This is a genomic window from Halovivax asiaticus JCM 14624 (assembly GCF_000337515.1).
Lineage (GTDB): Archaea > Halobacteriota > Halobacteria > Halobacteriales > Natrialbaceae > Halovivax > Halovivax asiaticus.
Genome location: NZ_AOIQ01000006.1, coordinates 370,590 through 387,696, shown reverse-complemented (window position 1 = coordinate 387,696; position 17,107 = coordinate 370,590). Strand labels below are relative to the sequence as shown.

The 17,107-nt window shown below is 64.6% G+C and carries 15 protein-coding genes; 7 read left to right on the top strand and 8 right to left on the bottom strand.

Annotation, left to right across the window (positions count from 1 at the left end; all coding sequences use genetic code 11):
• Position 1: 1 nt before the first annotated feature.
• Complete coding sequence (gene gatC, locus C479_RS02895; RefSeq protein ID WP_007697567.1) at positions 2-280, bottom strand: Asp-tRNA(Asn)/Glu-tRNA(Gln) amidotransferase subunit GatC; 279 nt, start codon at positions 278-280, stop codon at positions 2-4.
• A gap of 475 nt (positions 281-755) precedes the next feature.
• Between gatC and C479_RS02890 the strand changes: the two genes are divergently transcribed.
• The 4 genes from C479_RS02890 (at position 756) to C479_RS02875 (ending at position 5,413) form a co-directional block, all read left to right on the top strand.
• On the top strand, positions 756-2,453 hold the full coding sequence (locus C479_RS02890) for a 4Fe-4S ferredoxin N-terminal domain-containing protein (protein ID WP_007697564.1): 1,698 nt from the start codon (positions 756-758) through the stop codon (positions 2,451-2,453).
• Positions 2,454-3,797 (top strand): NrfD/PsrC family molybdoenzyme membrane anchor subunit, encoded by a 1,344-nt coding sequence (nrfD, locus tag C479_RS02885; RefSeq protein ID WP_007697561.1) that lies wholly within the window; start codon positions 2,454-2,456, stop codon positions 3,795-3,797.
• On the top strand, positions 3,794-4,111 hold the full coding sequence (locus C479_RS02880) for a hypothetical protein (RefSeq protein WP_007697558.1): 318 nt from the start codon (positions 3,794-3,796) through the stop codon (positions 4,109-4,111). Before nrfD ends, C479_RS02880 begins: the two co-directional genes overlap by 4 nt.
• Positions 4,112-4,288: 177 nt before the next feature.
• A complete protein-coding gene (locus C479_RS02875) occupies positions 4,289-5,413 on the top strand; it encodes an Mrp/NBP35 family ATP-binding protein (RefSeq protein ID WP_007697555.1) in 1,125 nt (374 codons plus the stop codon).
• A 147-nt stretch (positions 5,414-5,560) separates the two neighbouring features.
• Here the strand turns inward: C479_RS02875 and C479_RS02870 are convergent, their stop codons facing one another.
• Together C479_RS02870 and C479_RS02865 are read right to left on the bottom strand one after the other, a co-directional pair.
• Complete coding sequence (locus C479_RS02870; protein WP_007697552.1) at positions 5,561-6,733, bottom strand: asparagine synthase C-terminal domain-containing protein; 1,173 nt, start codon at positions 6,731-6,733, stop codon at positions 5,561-5,563.
• Positions 6,730-7,416, bottom strand: coding sequence for a PHP domain-containing protein (locus C479_RS02865; RefSeq protein ID WP_007697549.1), 687 nt, complete (start codon positions 7,414-7,416; stop codon positions 6,730-6,732). Before C479_RS02865 ends, C479_RS02870 begins: the two co-directional genes overlap by 4 nt.
• A gap of 310 nt (positions 7,417-7,726) precedes the next feature.
• Here C479_RS02865 and purL point away from each other — a divergent pair, with 310 nt between their 5' ends.
• Positions 7,727-9,946 carry a phosphoribosylformylglycinamidine synthase subunit PurL gene (purL, locus tag C479_RS02860; RefSeq protein WP_007697546.1) on the top strand — a complete coding sequence of 740 codons (2,220 nt, stop codon included), beginning with the start codon at positions 7,727-7,729 and terminating at the stop codon, positions 9,944-9,946.
• Positions 9,947-10,098: 152 nt separating this feature from the next.
• Complete coding sequence (locus C479_RS02855) at positions 10,099-10,674, top strand: HalX domain-containing protein (RefSeq protein WP_049907021.1); 576 nt, start codon at positions 10,099-10,101, stop codon at positions 10,672-10,674.
• Positions 10,675-10,814: 140 nt separating this feature from the next.
• Here the strand turns inward: C479_RS02855 and C479_RS02850 are convergent, their stop codons facing one another.
• The 3 genes from C479_RS02850 to C479_RS02840 all read right to left on the bottom strand — a co-directional run bounded on the left by C479_RS02850 (position 10,815) and on the right by C479_RS02840 (position 14,875).
• Complete coding sequence (locus tag C479_RS02850; RefSeq protein ID WP_007697542.1) at positions 10,815-12,683, bottom strand: PAS domain-containing sensor histidine kinase; 1,869 nt, start codon at positions 12,681-12,683, stop codon at positions 10,815-10,817.
• A 158-nt stretch (positions 12,684-12,841) separates the two neighbouring features.
• Entirely contained in the window at positions 12,842-14,047 is a 1,206-nt protein-coding gene (locus C479_RS02845; protein ID WP_007697539.1) for a pyridoxal phosphate-dependent aminotransferase, read from the bottom strand.
• Positions 14,048-14,335: 288 nt separating this feature from the next.
• Entirely contained in the window at positions 14,336-14,875 is a 540-nt protein-coding gene (locus C479_RS02840; RefSeq protein ID WP_007697536.1) for a hypothetical protein, read from the bottom strand.
• Positions 14,876-15,027: 152 nt separating this feature from the next.
• On the opposite strand from C479_RS02840, the gene C479_RS02835 reads away from it, so the two are divergent.
• A complete protein-coding gene (locus C479_RS02835; RefSeq protein ID WP_007697533.1) occupies positions 15,028-15,594 on the top strand; it encodes a thioredoxin family protein in 567 nt (188 codons plus the stop codon).
• A 10-nt stretch (positions 15,595-15,604) separates the two neighbouring features.
• Here C479_RS02835 and C479_RS02830 read toward each other — a convergent pair whose 3' ends face one another.
• A complete protein-coding gene (locus C479_RS02830) occupies positions 15,605-16,021 on the bottom strand; it encodes a hypothetical protein (RefSeq protein ID WP_007697530.1) in 417 nt (138 codons plus the stop codon).
• A 150-nt stretch (positions 16,022-16,171) separates the two neighbouring features.
• Entirely contained in the window at positions 16,172-17,002 is an 831-nt protein-coding gene (locus C479_RS02825; protein ID WP_007697527.1) for an NAD(+)/NADH kinase, read from the bottom strand.
• Positions 17,003-17,107 lie beyond the last annotated feature (105 nt).

Below are 17,107 nucleotides of genomic sequence, written 5' to 3'. Positions count from 1 at the left end.
ATCAGGAGACGTTCGGCCCTTTGAAGCGGCCCTCTTCGGTTTCTGGGGCGTTCTCGAGTGCTTCCTCCGGTGAGAGGGAGTCTCGTTTCTCGTCCGGGCGAAGGACGTTCGTTAGTTCGGCCGATCGATCGACCGACGGGACCTCTTCGAGCGTCTCGAAGGCGTCGAGGATCTCCTCGAACTGCGTGGTGAACCGATCGACTTCGTCGTCCGCGAGTGCGACCCGTGCCAGGGACGCGACGTGGCGAACGTCCTTTTCGGTGACGGCGTCCTCGCTCATGCGCGATGTGACTCCCCTGCCGGGAGTAAGGGTTTCGATACGCGGGGACAGACCGCGGGTACAGCCATCAGGAATTGGTGGGAGAGCGCCACAAGCACACGCATCGCGATCCGTCGGTCAGTGTCGATTGCCAGCTGCGCCACGCCCTGAGGCCGAGCGAATACGATACGGCTGCAAACCGCAACTCGTAACAGATCGGTTATCTCTCTGAGGCGGATTGTGGTCGTTTGCCATTCCCAGCCGGTGGGAATGGGGGAAGGATTAACCGAGACGGAGTGGGGTCGTCTGAACCAATGTGCGGGAATAGAGACGACCGACTGAGGCGGAATGAACCAATTTCGGACCAGGGAACTGGGGACAGGAAGTCCAGTGGCGGTCGCCGAAGCCGAATCGGGTCGATCCGATCTCGTGCCGCCCGGAAGTCGACACCTTTTCAATGGCACCACGACGAGCCTAGCCCAGTGAGGCCGGCACAATGAGCACGAATACAGAGGACGAATCGTTCCATCCACTCGGTGCTGAGTGGGAGTCAGAGCTCACGTCGATGCTCGACGATACCGAGTACGACACGGAGCTCGGACTCGCCATGGCCGAAGATGCCCAGCGACTCGTCGCTGGTGAACTGACAGAAGCCGAGTTCCAGGAAAAGTACCACGAACAGGTACTCGAGGAGTTCGGCGAAGACGAACGTCCGACGGCGGGCGCGATCGAGGACCTCGAAGACGAGGGTGGGTTCGTCGACGCTCTCACGTCGCTCGCTGACGGCGACCAGAGCCGACGTGACGTGATGAAGAAGATGGGCGTCGGCGGTGCCGCCCTCGGCGTGGGTGCACTCGCCGACGGCCGAGATCGCGACGCGAACGCTGCCTCCTCCTCCGGCGGGACGACCTCCGGAAAGCAGTGGGGCATGACGATCGACCTCGAGGTCTGTGACGGCTGTCTCTCCTGCATGAAAGCGTGCGGTGAGGAGAACAACCTGGACGAGGGTGTCAACTGGATGTACGTCATGGCCTACGAAGACGACACCGTCGGGGCGCCAGAAAATCCCGACGAGGCAAGCGTCAAGGACTGGCCCTATCTCGTCCGGCCGTGTCAGCACTGCACCGACGCGCCGTGTGAGAAGGTCTGCCCGACGACGGCTCGCCACACTCGAAGTCGGGACGGCATCGTCCTGACCGACTACGACGTCTGCATCGGCTGTCGCTACTGTCAGGTTGCCTGCCCGTACGGGGTCAATTACTTCCAGTGGGACGAACCCGACGTTAGTCAGGACGCGATCGCGGAACAGCACTCAGAGATGACGGGCGATCACATCCACGACTACCGCGATCGACCGGTCGACAGCCGGTCCCCCCGTGGTGTCATGAGCAAGTGTACGTTCTGTCCGAGTCGCCAGGACGGCTACGCTGGCGAGGAGAAGGTCGGGACGACGGCCTGTATGGACGCCTGTCCGCCAGGCGCGATCCAGTTCGGTAACGTCAACGATGAAGGAAGCGACCCCAGTGTCTACGCCGAGTACCCCGCGTTCGGTCGTGCTGTCGAAAACTTCTTCGACACTTCGTCCGGTGTGCGGGCGAGCAACGGGATCCCTCCGCTGGAAGAAGTAGAGTCGCAACTGGGGACGAGCGGTGAGTCGACGCTCGACGACGCGTTTGACCTTTTCCACCTCGACTACGTCCAGTCAACCTACTTCGCGGCGAACGGCTACGAACGAATCGCGACGATTCGCGCCATCACCATCGTCGCCGACAACATCGAAATCTCCGACAACCTGAATCGTACCCGATCGATGGCGGCTGCCGTCGAGGAAGCGCGTGGGTACAACGACGCGCTCGTGGCGGCCGGTATCGACTTCGAGTCGACCGAGGTCAGGCGCACGCTCAACCTCGGTGAAGAAACGTTCGACGACGCCTACGGCACCCTTCGCGCGATCTTCGGGGAGGACGCTTCGAAATTCAACCTCCTGGAGGAGGTCGGCACGAGTCCGAACGTCACTTACATCGGGAACGAACCCGGCCCCCACGCCGAGCAGATTCCGCCGGAAGAGACTCCCGAGGACAAAGCTGTGACGTCGTACGCAGCCTATACGTACGAGCGCGCCGACGGCTCGGAGGCCTCGATCGTCGACAATCGCATGGACGTGATCGAAGAAGAAACCGTCCGGGGGCTCTAAATGAGCGCCGAAACCCCCTCCGAGGCGGACATCCTCCGCCCGATCAACACGCTGACGAAGAAGTGGGTCGCTCTCGTTGCCATCGCCGGACTGGCGTTCGCCCTGTTCCTGGTTGGCTGGGCCTACCAGCTGCAGAAGGGCCTCGTCGTCACCGGCCTCGGCGACTGGGGCAGCGGTGGCGGTGTCACCTGGGGCGTCTACATCGGCGCCTTCATCTGGTGGGTCGGGATCGCCCACGGCGGGATCATCCTCTCCGCAGCCGTCCGACTGCTCGGCATGGAGCGATACATGCCGGTCGCGCGGATGGCGGAACTTCTGACCCTCGGTGGCCTCTCCGCAGCCGGATTCTACATTCTCGTCCACATGGGGCGTCCGGACCGCATGGTCACGAGCGTTATCAGCCACTATCACATCACGGTTCACAACTCACCGCTGGTGTGGGACGTGACGGTCATCACGGCGTACTTCGTCCTGACGGCGACGTACCTCGGGCTGACGATTCGCTACGACATCGTCCGTCTCCGTGATGACCTCCCGGACATCTTAGAACCCGTCTACAAGATTCTGACCTTCGGCTACTCGGAAGCCGAGGACGAGATCATCGAGCGGATGGTCTGGTGGATCGCCGCGGCGATCATCATCATGGCTCCGCTCTTGCTCCACGGCGGCGTTATCCCGTGGCTGTTCTCGCTCCTCGCGACCTACCCGATCTGGGACGGCGGCATTCAGGGGCCGATGTTCCTCGCGATCGCCCTCACGTCGGCGATCAGCGGTGTGACCATCGCCGCTGCCGCGTTCACGCGCGCCTACGATTGGCACCACATCATCACCCGCGACATCTTCCGCGGACTCCTGCTCTGGCTCGGGTTCTTCAGCCTGATGCTGCTGTGGTTCCAGCTCCAGACGATCATCAACGGCGTCTACTTCCCTGGCGTGGCGGCACTCGAAGCCGCCCACGGTAAACTTCACGCGCCGCTGTACATGGTCTCGATGGGGCTGGTGGCCGGCAGTCTGATGTACATCTTCGCCCAGGCGCTTCGACCCGAACTCTTCACCAAGACGCGGGCGATCATCACCGCGTTCGCGGTACTGACGGCGACGCTGATCGAGAAGGTTCTGTTCGTCGTCGAGGGATTCCTCTACGTACAGTTCAGTATGTACAGCGGGGTCCCCGGCTCGTACGTCCCGAGCCTGATCGAGATCGCGTCGATCCTCGGCACGATCGGGATGGTCGCACTGATCTTCCTGTTCGTCTCGAAAATGGTTCCGATCGTCGAACTCCACGCGATCGAGCACCTCCGTGGCGATCACGATGAGCACGGTTCGACGGAGGTGGAAGCATGAGCCTCCTCGCCGGTGCATTCGACGTGACGGCGTCCGCGGTGGCGAACCTGCCGCTGTACCACGGCTACGAGCCGACGAGCGGTACGACTGGGTTCTCCGGCCCGGGGACGTGGATCATCTTCGGGCTGATCTTGATGCCGGTCTACGTGATGACCATCTCGTGGTTCGTCGGGAACCCGAGCGACGAGAAGACGGGTCTCCTCGGCGTCGTCTACCTCGTCGGGATCACCGCGAACATGTGGGTCGGGATGCTCGTCCTGACCGTCTTGATCGGTCTCATCTTCTACGGCGGCGCACCGTCGCCGCTCGGCTGAACCGGCTCGCCGATTTTCTTCCAGCGGCACGCGTTTCGACTCGCCGGTCGCTCGATCGCGCTCGCGAACTATCGTGTCCGCTCTGTGCGTTCGGGCACACTGCCTTCTCGCGGTTCGGATCACCCGATTAGCAAACATACAAGAGTCGTGGCGGCCTAGTTCGATCACGACGACTTTATGAGTTCACCAACCACCGAAGACGTCTACGACGCGTTAGCTACCGTCGAGGATCCCACGCTCGGCGACGACGTCGTCTCTCTCGGCCTCATCAACGACATCGAGATCGACGACGAGACGGTGACCGTCTCACTCGCGCTCAACACGCCGTACGACGAGGCGGAAGCGCAAGTCGGTACCGCCATCCGCGACGCAATCGAGGAACTTGGCGCCGAACCGGATATCAGGGCGCGCGTCGGGGCGGACATCGGATTCGACGCCGAAGTGCTCCCCCGCGTGAAGAACGTCATCGCCGTCTCCTCGGGCAAAGGCGGCGTCGGCAAGACCACCGTCGCGGCCAACCTCGCTGCCGGGCTCGAAAAACGTGGCGCGATGGTCGGACTGCTTGACGCAGACATCCACGGCCCCAACGTCCCGCGAATCCTCCCGGTCGAGAGCGAACCGGGAGTCACCCCGGACGACGAACTCGTCCCGCCCCGGTCCGACGGCGTTCGCGTCATCAGTACCGGATTCTTGCTAGAGAACGACGACGATCCGGCCATGCTCCGGGGCCCGATGGTCAACAAGTTCATGATGAAATTCTTCGAGGGTGTCGAGTGGGGCCGCCTCGACTATCTCGTCGTCGACTTGCCGCCGGGCACGGGCGACGCCACGCTCAACCTCCTGCAGGCGATGCCCGTCACGGGGACGGTTATCGTCACGACGCCCCAGGACATGGCACTCGACGACACTCGAAAGGGGATCGAGATGTACAACGAACACGACACGCCGGTCATCGGCGTCGTCGAGAACATGAGTTCGTTCGTCTGTCCGAGCTGTGGTGACGAGCACCGGCTGCTCGGTGACCGACAGGGTGTCGAACAGACGCTCTCGGATTACGAGATCCCGCTCGTCGGGTCTTTCCCGATGCACCCGGACTTCGGGAAGACCGATGGCCACGGACCGATCGTCAAAAACGACGACAGCGAGGTCCAATCGCGCGTCGACGAGACGGTCGAGTCGATCCTCGGCCGGATCGGCGAGATCAACCGACAGCGGGTGGCCGACCATCGCGGCGAGGGCGAAAACGCCGACGAAGACGCTGATTCCAGCCCGGTAAAGAGCGAGTACGACGTGTTCGACTGATCGACAGGCCCTCACCCACCCACTCTCTTCGGCGTTCTCACTTCCTGGATTCGTTCTGTAACCTGTTTGCCCTACTGGGTCATTGCTGCGAACACATTCACAGCTATAGTGGCGTGGCTGAACGTCAGAATCGGTCTCAGTGCCAGTCTAGTCCTCACTGGTGCCGTCGAGTCGCGAGTCGATGTACTGCCCGACGTGGTCGTCCATTCGTCGCTTGAATCCGGCCTGGCGGGCGAGTCGGTCGAGTTCTCGTGAGACGAGGCTGCCGTACTGGAAAGCCTTCTTCTCGCGGGTGGCGATCGACTCGGGAAGCTGCTCGCGAGCGAGCCGCCTGAGTGCCTGCTTTCTGGCGGATTCCGTGCCGTACAGTTCCGTCGGCATGGAGAGTGCTGGGCCGACGACCTCGTCTGTGAGGTACGGGACGACCGGCTCGACGCCCGCGGCACCCACAGCGAGGACGTCACGGGCCAACTGGTCGGGGAGCGACGCGAGCAGTTCGCGGACGGCCCCGGCCACCGTGTTCGCCTCGACGCGATGGTCGAGTCGGTGTACTTTCTCGTAGCCGCCGAACAGCTCGTCTGCGCCCTGACCGAGTACGAGCGACTCGACGCCCTCGGCCGCGGCGGCGCTGGCGACGAGGTAGACGGCCGTCGCGATCGAGACGTCCATCGCGTTCGTGCGTCCGATCGCGGCTGCGACCGTGGGGACCGCCCGTTCGACGTCGTCGAGCGTGAGCTCGGTCACGTGGAGGTCGTCGGTGCGACCGAGTGCCTCGGCTGCGGCTTCGGCCGCCTCGATGTCGTGGCTGTCGGGGAAGCCGACGACGTACAGTGGCGCGTCGACGTGTGCGGCCAGCAGTGCGGAGTCGACGCCGCCGGAGAACGCCACGCCCACGTTTTCGCCACTGTGTTCGCGCGTTCGCTGCCGGATGGCGCAGTCGAGCTCCATTAGGACCCGATCGGCGTCGGTGGCAGGGTCGGGATCGGGAAGCGACCAGGTCGGTCGCCCGTCCACGGTGCCGGCCGGGACGGAGACCGGTTCCGAGAGCGAGGCCGGACGGTGACTCCAGTCGGCCTGTTCGACGGGGTGCTTGGACAGGTGCCACGCACGGTCGCCCGCGTCGCTCGTGTCGTCGGGCTCGACTGCACTCGACTCGACGAAGAGAGGTACCCGACCGAGCACGTCGCGGACGAGTCGCCCGTCGACGACGCCGGCGAAGCCGCCGGTTCCCGGGAGCGCCTCGCCGGTTTCGATGGCCCGTCGGACGACCTGTGACGTCCCGTGGTCGGAGCCGAACGTGAGGTCGGTCGGGCCCGTCATGGACCGAGCTGCGTGAGCATCGCGATGATTCGGCGTTTGACCGCCCCCGCAGCCTGCTGAAAGCTGATCCGCCAGGGGGTGCGCTTGCCCTCGACGGCGGTTCGACCGTCGGCGATCGCCTCCACGATCGCCTCGGCCGAGTGTTCGTCGGCGTCGACGTGCGTGACCGCCTGGCCGACCATCTCGCTGATGTGGGCGTCGCTCCCGGCTGTCATCGGGAGGCCGCGTTCGATAGCGAAGCGCTCGGCCTGCCGGTTCGCCCGACCGGTGAGCAGTCGCGAGTTGTACACTTCGATCGCGTCTGCCGCGGCGAGTTCGTCGCGCGTGATCCGGGCCATGACGCCGTGGCGCGACTCCTGATAGGGGTGCGGAACGACGGCGATCCCGCCGCGGTCGTGGATGCGGTCGAGCGTCTCGCCGAACGAGAGGCCGGGTGGCACGGCGCGCTCGATGCCGATCCCGAGGACGTGGCCCGCTTTGCTCGAAATCTCGATGCCCGGAATGGCGACGAGTCCGTACTCCGGGGCGAGCTCGACGGCTTCGAGGCTGGCGTCGATCTCGTCGTGGTCCGTGATCGCGATGGCGTCGAGGCCGATCGCTGCGGCCTGTTCGAGAATGAGTTCCACCGGATCGCGACCGTCGTACGAGCGCGACGAGTGGGTGTGGAGCTCGACCGTCTGCACACCTGCCCTTTCGAGCGGGCGAAGAAAAGTACCCCGATCCGCCCGCCACGCCGTCGGCGACGGAGACACCACCGTGCAGGCAGTTATCGCCGAATTTCGGGCGCTCGGGGCCGCAGTTCGTGACTCCCAGGACGCCTGTGGTATCTCGAGCGTGGTCTCTCGAGAAGGGTGCCCGTACGTCCGTTATCTGAGAACGGGTCGACAGTACGCCGGTGATCTGAGAACGATGCCAGCTTCGAGCGCCGCGGTGGTGGGATGGCCGACCGGCGTTTAGAAACCCCTTTACTCCGTCACTCGCACCACTCGGGTAATGAGTCTTCCCGAGTCCGATCGCGAACTCATCGTCGACGCGCTTGGGCGCGAGCCCACGGCGGCGGAGTCCGCGCTGTTCGAAAACCTCTGGAGCGAACACTGTGCGTACCGCTCGTCCCGGCCACTGTTGTCGGCGTTCGAGAGCGAAGGCGAATCGGTCGTGGTCGGCCCGGGAGACGACGCGGCGGTCGTCGAGGTGCCGACGGCCGACGAGAGTGACGATCTGTATCTCACGCTGGGGGTCGAGAGTCACAATCACCCCTCGTACGTCGACCCGTTCGACGGTGCGGCGACCGGGGTCGGCGGCATCGTTCGGGACACGCTCTCGATGGGCGCCTATCCCATCGCACTCGCCGACAGCCTCTACTTCGGCTCGTTCGAGGACGAACACTCGAAGTACCTCATGGACGGCGTCGTCGAGGGTATCAGTCACTACGGCAACTGCATCGGCGTCCCGACGGTCACCGGCAGCGCCGACTTTCACCCCGACTACGAGGGTAACCCGCTGGTCAACGTCGCCTGCGTCGGCCGCCTCCCGCCGGAAAACCTGATCACGGCCGTGGCACAGAGACCCGGTAACAAGCTCGTGCTCGTCGGTAACGCGACCGGGCGCGACGGACTCGGGGGCGCCAGTTTCGCGAGCGAAGATCTGGACGAGGACGCAGAGACCGAAGATCGCCCGGCCGTCCAGGTCGGCGACCCCTACGCCGAGAAGCTCCTCATCGAGGCGAACGAGGTCCTCGTCGACGAGGACCTCGTCGAATCCGCCCGCGACCTGGGTGCGGCGGGTCTCGGCGGCGCCTCCAGCGAACTCGTCGCGAAGGGGGGACTCGGTGCAGCGATCGACCTGGATCGCGTCCATCAGCGCGAACCCAACATGTCGCCGCTCGAGATCCTGCTGGCCGAATCCCAGGAACGCATGTGCTACGAGATCCGCCCCGAACACGTCGACCGGGTAGCCGAGGTCGCTGACCGGTTCGATCTGGGCTGTTCGGTCATCGGCGAGGTGACCGAGGGGAACTACGTCTGTACGTACACCGACGACGCAGGCGAGCGAGAGACCGTCGTGGACGTCGACGCGGAGTTCCTCGGCGAAGGCGCCCCGATGAACGACCTCGAGTCAGTGGCGCCGGAGACGCCACCCACTTCGTTGCCGGATCCCGCTCCGGACCTCACAGAGGCGTTCGAGGCCGTCGTCGCGAGCCCCAACACCGCGTCGAAACGGTGGATCTATCGGCAGTACGATCACGAGGTCGGCGTTCGAACGAGTCTGGGTCCCGGCGACGACTCGGCGGTCCTCGCGCTCCCCGAGGTCAGTCCGCCCGACGCGGACGCGGCGGGCGACGCCCCTGACGAACCGGTGGGCCTCGCCATCTCCGCCGGTGCCGCGCCACACTGGACGGCGTCGGATCCGGTGGCCGGCGCGAAAGCTGTCGCCCTGGAGAACGCGACGAACCTCGCAGCCAAGGGAGCCAGTCCGATCGCAGCAGTCGACTGCCTGAACGGTGGAAACCCGGAGAAACCCGACGTCTACGGCGGCTTCTCCGGCATCGTCGACGGGCTGGCCTCGATGTGTGAGACGCTCTCGGTGCCGGTCGTCGGGGGGAACGTCTCCCTGTACAACGATTCGGTGAGTGGGCCGATCCCGCCGACGCCGACGCTCGCGATGATCGGCTCACGCCCGGGCGTCGACGTGCCGACGGCGTCGGTCGACGCCGAGGGCGAACTCCTGTTGATCGATGCGGACGACGCCGGGCCAGCGGAGTCACTCGGTGGCTCCGAATACCTGGCGCAGTTCGGTGGAACGGCTCCCGGCCCGGATCTGCCCACGGATCCGAGCGCGCGCCTCGACGCCATTACGGCGGTCGCCCGAGAGCCGACCACGCGTGCCGTTCACGATATCAGTCAGGGTGGCCTGGCGGTGGCGCTCGCGGAGCTGTGTACGCCCGATGTGGGGCTGTCAGTCTCGCTGCCGGAGCCAACGACGGACGCGGGGGCCGCCGGCGTCCTGTTCGCCGAGGGGCCTGGTCGCGTTCTGGTGCAGTCGACGGACCCGACCGCAGTTCGCGAGATCGTCGGTAACGCCGGTCGCGTCCGGTCGCTCGGACACCCGACCGACGACGGAATCCTTTCGATCACGGCCGACGACGCGTCGTTCGAGTACACGATGGCCGAGATTCGCTCGCTTCGGTCCACGATTATCGACGCACTCGAGTAGCGCTCGCGCCAATTCCTACTGGGCAAACAGACGTCCCGAGGCCCGCTCCGTCTGTTACGGCGTGTCACGATCGAACGCCCCACACCCGCTGTTGCCCGATATCTTCTTGGTGGTTCGACGTGACGTCCCTGCTATCTGTGGGGAACACGGACATGCCACGTAATCCGCACGTACTGGTCGTCGAAGACGAGCCGGATCTCGCAAATTTGTACGGTGCTTGGCTCGACGACGACTACTCCGTCGAGACGGTTTACGACGGCGCCGACGGACTCGAGGCGATCGACGAATCGGTCGACGTCGTCCTGCTCGACCGACGGATGCCAGGGCTCTCGGGTGATACGGTTCTCGACACGATCAGAGAGCGCTCGCTCGATTGCCGGGTTGCGATGGTCACCGCCGTCGAACCCGACTTCGACATCATCGAGATGGGGTTCGACGATTACCTCGTCAAACCAGTCTCCAGCGACGATCTGACGTCGGTCGTCGACCAGCTCTTGCTTCGCTCGACCTACGACGACCAGTTACAGGAGTACTTCGCGCTCGCGGCGAAGAAAGCGTTACTCGACGCCCAAAAGACCGAGGCGGAACGGTCGGCGAGTCAGGAGTACGACCAGTTGACCGACGAACTCGCGGTCGTGCGGACGAAAGTCGACGATACGATGGAAGCGCTGTTCGATCAGGACGTCTACCACCGCCTCTGCCAGGATATTTCACGAAACGCGACCTGAGTCGCTCCTGACCACCGCCGTCGGCTTTCTTCTCATACCCGGTTGCTGGTATCAGTCTATTCGGGCTCCGTCCGTGTCCTTTCCTGCCGTCTCTCGAACTTCGCGTCGAGCGGTCGGTGTCCGGAACCCGGTCACTGTGGTTAGGCCGGATCGAGCGTCGTCACGTCGCGGACCTCGAACCGGGTGCCGCCGTTCTCGCCGACGCCGATCGAGACCGACCAGTCGTGGGCCTCGGCGATGGCCTGTGCAACCGCCAGCCCGAGTCCGTCGCTCGTCTCGTCCCCGTCGATCGAGAAGTCCGGGAGTCCGTCGGTGGCCGTCGGCGGATTTTTCGAGGCGTCGTCGAGAATGTAGAACCCGCGGGGGCCGTCGGCTCGCGTCTCGACGCCGACCGTTCCGATCTGTATCGTGACGTCCCCGCTCGACCGGCCGGCGGCGTCGTCGAACACCGTTTCCAGCAGGTACCTGAACCGATCCGGATCCGCACGGAGCGTCGCACCGTCGTCGATGACGATCGCCGCGCTCTCGAGTCGTGACTGCTCGACGGCGTCCTCGATCGCCGATTCCAGGTCGACCGGGGCGCGCCGGCCCACGGACGTCGTGTTTCGGGCGTACTCGCGGATGTCGTCGACGAGGCGTTCGGTTCGATCGAGCGTGATCGCGACGTCGTCCTCGGCGAAGGGAAACTCCCAGTCCGACTGGGTAGCGCTCCCCGAGTCCAGTGCGTCCCCCACGGCGGTGAGTTGCTCTTTCAGGTCCTCCGAGAGCACCGTGGCGACGGCTTCGAGCCGCTCTGACTGTCGCTCGAGGCGCTCGGTTCGCTCGCGGAGCGTCCGTTCGCGATCGGAGCGGTCGAGTGCGGCGCTCGTGTTCTCGGTGAGCGTCGAGAGCAACTGGAGGTCGGTTTCGTCGAACCGATTCGCCTCGAGCGAGCCCGTCATCAACACGCCGTGGGTCCCGATCGGCGCGATGATCTCGCTTTCGATCGGCGTGTCCGGGTTGTAGAGGCCCGATTCCTGTTGTAGATCGTCGAAGAGGGCCGGTTCACCCGATTCGAAGATGTCCCAGACGAGTCCCTCGCCGGGGTAGAACGTCGGCAATCCGCCAAACTGCTCGTGTGCGCCAGCCGTGCCCGCGATCGGGTCCAGATACCCCTGCTCGTCGTCGAGCAACCAGACGCCGCTGATCGGCAAGTCGAGCAGGTCGCTCCCTGCGTGGACGGCGATCGCACAGATCTCTTCCGGATCGGTCGCCTCTAACAGCCATCGAGTGAGCTCGTGCAGCGAGTGGACGAGTTGTTCGTAGTCGTGCTGATCCGTGACGTCGCGAAAGACGAGCGCGAGGCTCGCAGCTGCCGTGTCGACGGTCGCGATCCTGGCCTCGCAGCGGCGATCGAGACCGGCTCCCGATCGATACGGGATCTCGAGCGTTCGCTGACCGGCGATGCCGGTCGAAACTTCGTCGATCGCGCGTCCGATCCGGACGACGTGCTCGTCGGGAATCGACGCCAGGTCAGTCAGTCGTTCGAGATGTTTGTCGACGATGACCTCGGTGTCGACGTCGAGCGTGTTCGTCACCGCGTCGTTGACGGAGACCGCACGGTAGTTCTCGTCGAGTAAGACGACGCCGTCGTCCATCGCCTCGACGGCGGCAGCCTTCTGGGCGAGTTCGCCCGTTCGGCGCTTCCTTGCCGTCACGTCGAGCATGTAAACTGAGAGCCCATCCGGCGTCGGGTACGCGCGTGTCTCGAACCAGACGTCGCTCCCGTCGTGGTACCACTCGGAGACCGCCCGGCTCTCCGTTTGCCGGGCTTCGTACAGCGTTTCAGCGACGGACTCGTCGACCGACTGGGGGAAAACGTCCCAGCACACTCTGCCGACGAGTTCGTCCCGAGATCCCTCGAACAGCCACTCGGTCGATCGGTTGAGATAGGTCAGACACCAGTCGCTGTCGACGGCGAAGAAGAGGTCAGTTACTCGATCCAGGATCGGGCCGGTTCGGTCACCCACTGTCAGCCCCCTCCGCTCGGTTTCGACGCCGGATCGGGCCCCACGTCCCACGACGGAAACTCTGGCTCATCGGCTCGGTATCGTGATATTCGCCCGGAGCTATTTGAGTGTCGTGGCCAGTCGGCCCGGTGCGAGTCGACGGGGAGTCGGTCGGACCGTCACGTTTCGCTTGGCGATGGGTCGGGTCGATCCGCTCGCGACCGATCGCCGTTCGCTCGGTGGTCCGCGAGGAAGGCCTCGATGCGATCGAACGCCGTCTGCAGGGACTCCTCGTCGGTTGCATACGAGAGCCTGACGTGATCGTCATACGTGTCACCGAACGCCGTTCCGGGGACGACGGCGACGCCATACTCGTCGAGGAGCCGTTCGGCGAATTTCGTCGCGCTCCAGCCGTCGGGGACGGTCGGGAATGCGTAGAACGCACCGCCAAGATCGGCACAGTCGAGGCCGATCTCGTCGAGGCGAGTCCTGACGAGGTCGCGTCGGCGCTCGTAGCTTGCAATCATTTCGTCGACGTCGTTTAGACAGGAGTCGAGGGCGGCCTTCGCGGCGAACTGGGCTTGCGTCGGTGCCGAGAGCATCGTGTACTGGTGAACGCGCGTCATCGCATCGATAATTGCTGCCGGGCCGATCGCGTACCCGAGCCTAAAGCCGGTCATGGCGAACGCCTTCGAGAAACCGCTGACGACGACGGTCCGGTCGGCCATTCCGTCGAACGAGGCGATCGAGACGTGATCGTGGTCGTAGGTCAACTCGGCGTAAATCTCGTCCGAAATGACGACGAGATCGTGTTCGCGGGCGAACGTCGCAATCGGCTGGAGGGCGCTTTCCGGCATCGTCGCGCCGGTGGGGTTGTTCGGATAACAGAGGAGTAACACGTCGGCCGATTCGGCGCCTGCGTCCGAGAGGGCGTCGACGGTGAGCCGAAAGTCCCGTTCCGGTTTCGTTCGAACCGGACAGACCGTCCCGCCCGCGAGTGTCACTGCTGGCCCGTAGGAGACGTAGCTCGGGTGTGGAATTGCGACGGTATCTTCGGGATCGACGAGCGTTCGCATAGCCAGATCGATCGCCTCGCTCGCACCGGTGGTCACCAGAATCGAATCAGGCGAGGGTGCGAGTCCGTAACGACCGACGAACGACGCCAGTTCCGAGCGGAGCCCCTTCATTCCACGGTTCGACGTGTAATCGGTGTCCCCGCGCTCTACCGACTCGATCACTGCCGTTCGTGCGGCGGCTGGCGGCGCGAAGTCTGGTTCGCCGACGCCGAGGGAGATCACGTCGTCGTGCGCGGCCGCGACGTCGAAAAACTGTCGGATGCCCGATGGATCGAGCTGGTCCACGCGGGCGGCGATTCGATCAGTCATCGACGAGTGCTCCTGCCCGTCCGGGTCGAATTTCTCTGGTCTACGTGATGCGACCAGCGCCTGTCCGCCGATGGCCTGCCCCGTTTCGGTCCATCGAGTTCATCGACGGATCGCCGTTCGCTTCCCCTGTGCCGTGTCGTCATACGAGCGATATTCTACCGCCATCACATGTGTGCTTCGGTGCACCTCCACTTACACTCGAGAACAACAGTTGCGGGTCTGTAGTGGATGGCTCTCTCGCGGTGCCCAGACCCACCGTCCGAAGCGTCGTCGCAACCGAGAACTCGCTTACCGATACTGCTTGAAGAGAATCGCCCGGACGTCGTCTTTCGTCTGTGCACTCTTCGTCCCGCCGTCCGGGAGGTCGACCTCGTATCGGTGATCACCCGAGGAGGATTCGCCCCACTTGTCGTCGTGGGTATCGAGCAGATTCATCATCTCGTTTAGCATGTCGTCATCGTCGGCCGCGTCGGTTCCACCGCTGTCGTCCGATTCACTGTCGTTGCTGTCACCCTCGTCGTCGCTGTCGTCGTCCGTCTCGTCTGTTGCAGCGTCGTCCGAATCCGCGTCGTCGGAGGCCGACTCGACATCGTCCGTGTCGGTTTCGTCAGCCAGGTCCTCGTCGTAATGTAGTTCGTCACCGCCGGGGAGTGCGTCGGTGTCGAACGTATCCGAGAGATCGAGATCGTCGTCGATGTTGTCGATGAGAAACTGTACTGCATCACAGTCTCGACAGGTCCCGTAGCGCCCGACCACCTGTTCCTGTAACTCCGACCGGAGTTGTTCGATGTAGGCATACTGACTGTCCGTCACCTCGATCGTGTGCATAGCCGACCGAAGACACGGGAGATACATAATAGTTCGATTCAGCGATGGCCCGACGCGAGCGATTCGGAGCGGTTTGTGGGCAAATTGTGTGTGTTCGTAGTTGGTGGCTCTCCGACCGTCGGTTCTATAGATTGTGAGGCGAATAGTGAGACATGGTCGAGATGGAATCGTCGCCCGAACTCGAGGCTGGCGATACGACCCCCTGGTTCGAACTGCCCGGAACGGACGGCGAGACGTACACGCCGGATTCGTTCGCGGATGCACGAGCACTTCTCGTCGTCTTCACGTGTAACCACTGCCCGTACGCGAAAGCGAAGTTCGAGCTGTTGAACGAGCTCTCGGCGACGTACGACGACGCGGCGATCGTCGGTATCAATCCGAACGACGCAGCTGCCTATCCGGACGACTCCCACGAACGCATGGTCGAACTCGTCGAGGCGGGGACGATCGACTGGGACGCGTACCTTAGAGACGAGCGCCAGTCGGTGGCGGCGTCGTTCGGTGCGGTCTGTACGCCCGATCCGTTCCTGTTCGCGCGTCGCGACGACGAGTGGCGGCTGGTGTATCAGGGTCGACTCGACGACGCCCTCGACCCCGACGCGACGCCGGAGCGGTACCACAGCCGCGAGGCTATCGAAGCGATTCTCGCCGACGAACCGGTCGATCTCGAGTGGCGTCCCTCTCGCGGGTGTTCGATCAAGTGGAAAGACGAGTCCTGACACCGGCCGTCTACAGGTCTCCCTCGAAGACAGACTCCGTCCCGAGCGTGTGACGGGCGGCTCCGTACTCCCGGAATCCGAGATACAGCGACGTCACCGCAGCGAGCAGTGAGACCGTCCACAGAACGGTCCGTTCGCCGCCAACGAATCGAGCCACGTCTGCGCCCGCGGGGGCGAACACGAGTCCTGCGACGACGAGGACGAGGCCCCACAGCCCGAGTCCGGTCCTGGCGTGGGTCCGACGCCCGACGCGCCGTGCCCACAGTCCGGTGAGGCCTCCGCCAAGCACGGCCAGCCCCGTCCCACCGACGAGGTGGCCGAGTGCCGCTGGGTCTGTCGAGACGAGGCTGCCTGCGTAAAAGCAGATCGCTGCGCCGCCCAGCGCGACCCAGGGCCGTCGCGTCGCGTGTCGCGGATCGATTCGCACGATTGTGCGGTGAGGGGGTCCGGCCGGTGAAAAACCTGTTGGCTTCTTCGGGTGTGTCTATCGGGCGGTCTGTCTGTTTTTGGCTGTATGTGGTGTGTCCGTGTGCATACGAACGTGTCCGCGGAGACGGAGTTGGCGCCCTCGGTCGCACTAGCGGAGTGTCTCCACGGCGTCGGCGAGCGGGGCTCGCGTATCGACGAGCCGTGCCGGCTCGCCCGCTCGCTCGAGCGTGACAGTCGTCGGCAGGTCGAGTTCTTGCCGATCGGTTCCATCCGCGATCACGAGTGCCGTCTCGGGGCCGTCTACGCTGGCGGTGATCGTGGCTTCGTCCCTGACGACGATGGCCGGGGTACGGCGTCGGTCGCTTATCGGTGTGAGACAGATCGCATCGACGACCGGGTCGACGATCGGCCCGCCGTCGCTCAGGTTGTAGGCCGTCGATCCGGTCGGCGTCGCGACGATGACTCCCTCGGCGGTCGTCTCCGTACACGTGGCCCCGTCGACGTCGACGGCTAGTTCGACCCCTCCTGCTGGGCCGCGTCGCGGACCCTGCAGGAGAACTTCGTTCAGTGCCGGGCCGAGCGTCCAGCCGTCGCCCCTGGCGACGAGTCGATGTCGGGTCGTCGGTTCGAGTGTGCCGCGTCGACACTGGCGAACCAGATGCTGAATCGTCGCTCGCGCGTCGGTCGGTTCGACGGCTGCGAGGTGACCGACGGCTCCGAAGTCGACGCCGACGACGGGCGTCGAGCCCACGGCGCCGACGACGTGGAGGACCGTGCCGTCACCGCCGAGGCAAACCACGAGGTCGCACTCGTCGAGTTGCTCGATCGGTCGACCCGGTCGATCGATCGCCGTCGCCGTCCGCTCGTCGAACGAGACGACCGCCTCCCCGTCGATGTCGCTCGCGAGTTCGACCGCGAGGGCGTGGGCACGCTCCGAATCAGGTCTGGCGACGATGCCGACGGCGACCGGCGGTGTCATACCCGTCGACTCTCCCGGAACGGCCAAAAAGCCGGGTGCCTCGAGCCCGCGGCAACAACGTATAACTTCGTCGGCCCCTTCGGATGGCGTGAACGACCCCCGATC

Excerpts from the sequence above, each read along its gene's own strand:
- C479_RS02835 (WP_007697533.1), top strand. The coding sequence starts at position 15,028 with ATGGTCGAGATGGAATCGTCGCCCGAACTCGAGGCTGGCGATACGACC.
- C479_RS02855 (WP_049907021.1), top strand. The coding sequence starts at position 10,099 with ATGCCACGTAATCCGCACGTACTGGTCGTCGAAGACGAGCCGGATCTC.
- C479_RS02890 (WP_007697564.1), top strand. The coding sequence starts at position 756 with ATGAGCACGAATACAGAGGACGAATCGTTCCATCCACTCGGTGCTGAG.
- C479_RS02880 (WP_007697558.1), top strand. The coding sequence starts at position 3,794 with ATGAGCCTCCTCGCCGGTGCATTCGACGTGACGGCGTCCGCGGTGGCG.
- nrfD (WP_007697561.1), top strand. The coding sequence starts at position 2,454 with ATGAGCGCCGAAACCCCCTCCGAGGCGGACATCCTCCGCCCGATCAAC.
- gatC (WP_007697567.1), bottom strand. The coding sequence starts at position 280 with ATGAGCGAGGACGCCGTCACCGAAAAGGACGTTCGCCACGTCGCGTCC.
- C479_RS02825 (WP_007697527.1), bottom strand. The coding sequence starts at position 17,002 with ATGACACCGCCGGTCGCCGTCGGCATCGTCGCCAGACCTGATTCGGAG.
- C479_RS02870 (WP_007697552.1), bottom strand. The coding sequence starts at position 6,733 with ATGACGGGCCCGACCGACCTCACGTTCGGCTCCGACCACGGGACGTCA.
- C479_RS02845 (WP_007697539.1), bottom strand. The coding sequence starts at position 14,047 with ATGACTGATCGAATCGCCGCCCGCGTGGACCAGCTCGATCCATCGGGC.
- C479_RS02840 (WP_007697536.1), bottom strand. The coding sequence starts at position 14,875 with ATGCACACGATCGAGGTGACGGACAGTCAGTATGCCTACATCGAACAA.
- purL (WP_007697546.1), top strand. The coding sequence starts at position 7,727 with ATGAGTCTTCCCGAGTCCGATCGCGAACTCATCGTCGACGCGCTTGGG.
- C479_RS02875 (WP_007697555.1), top strand. The coding sequence starts at position 4,289 with ATGAGTTCACCAACCACCGAAGACGTCTACGACGCGTTAGCTACCGTC.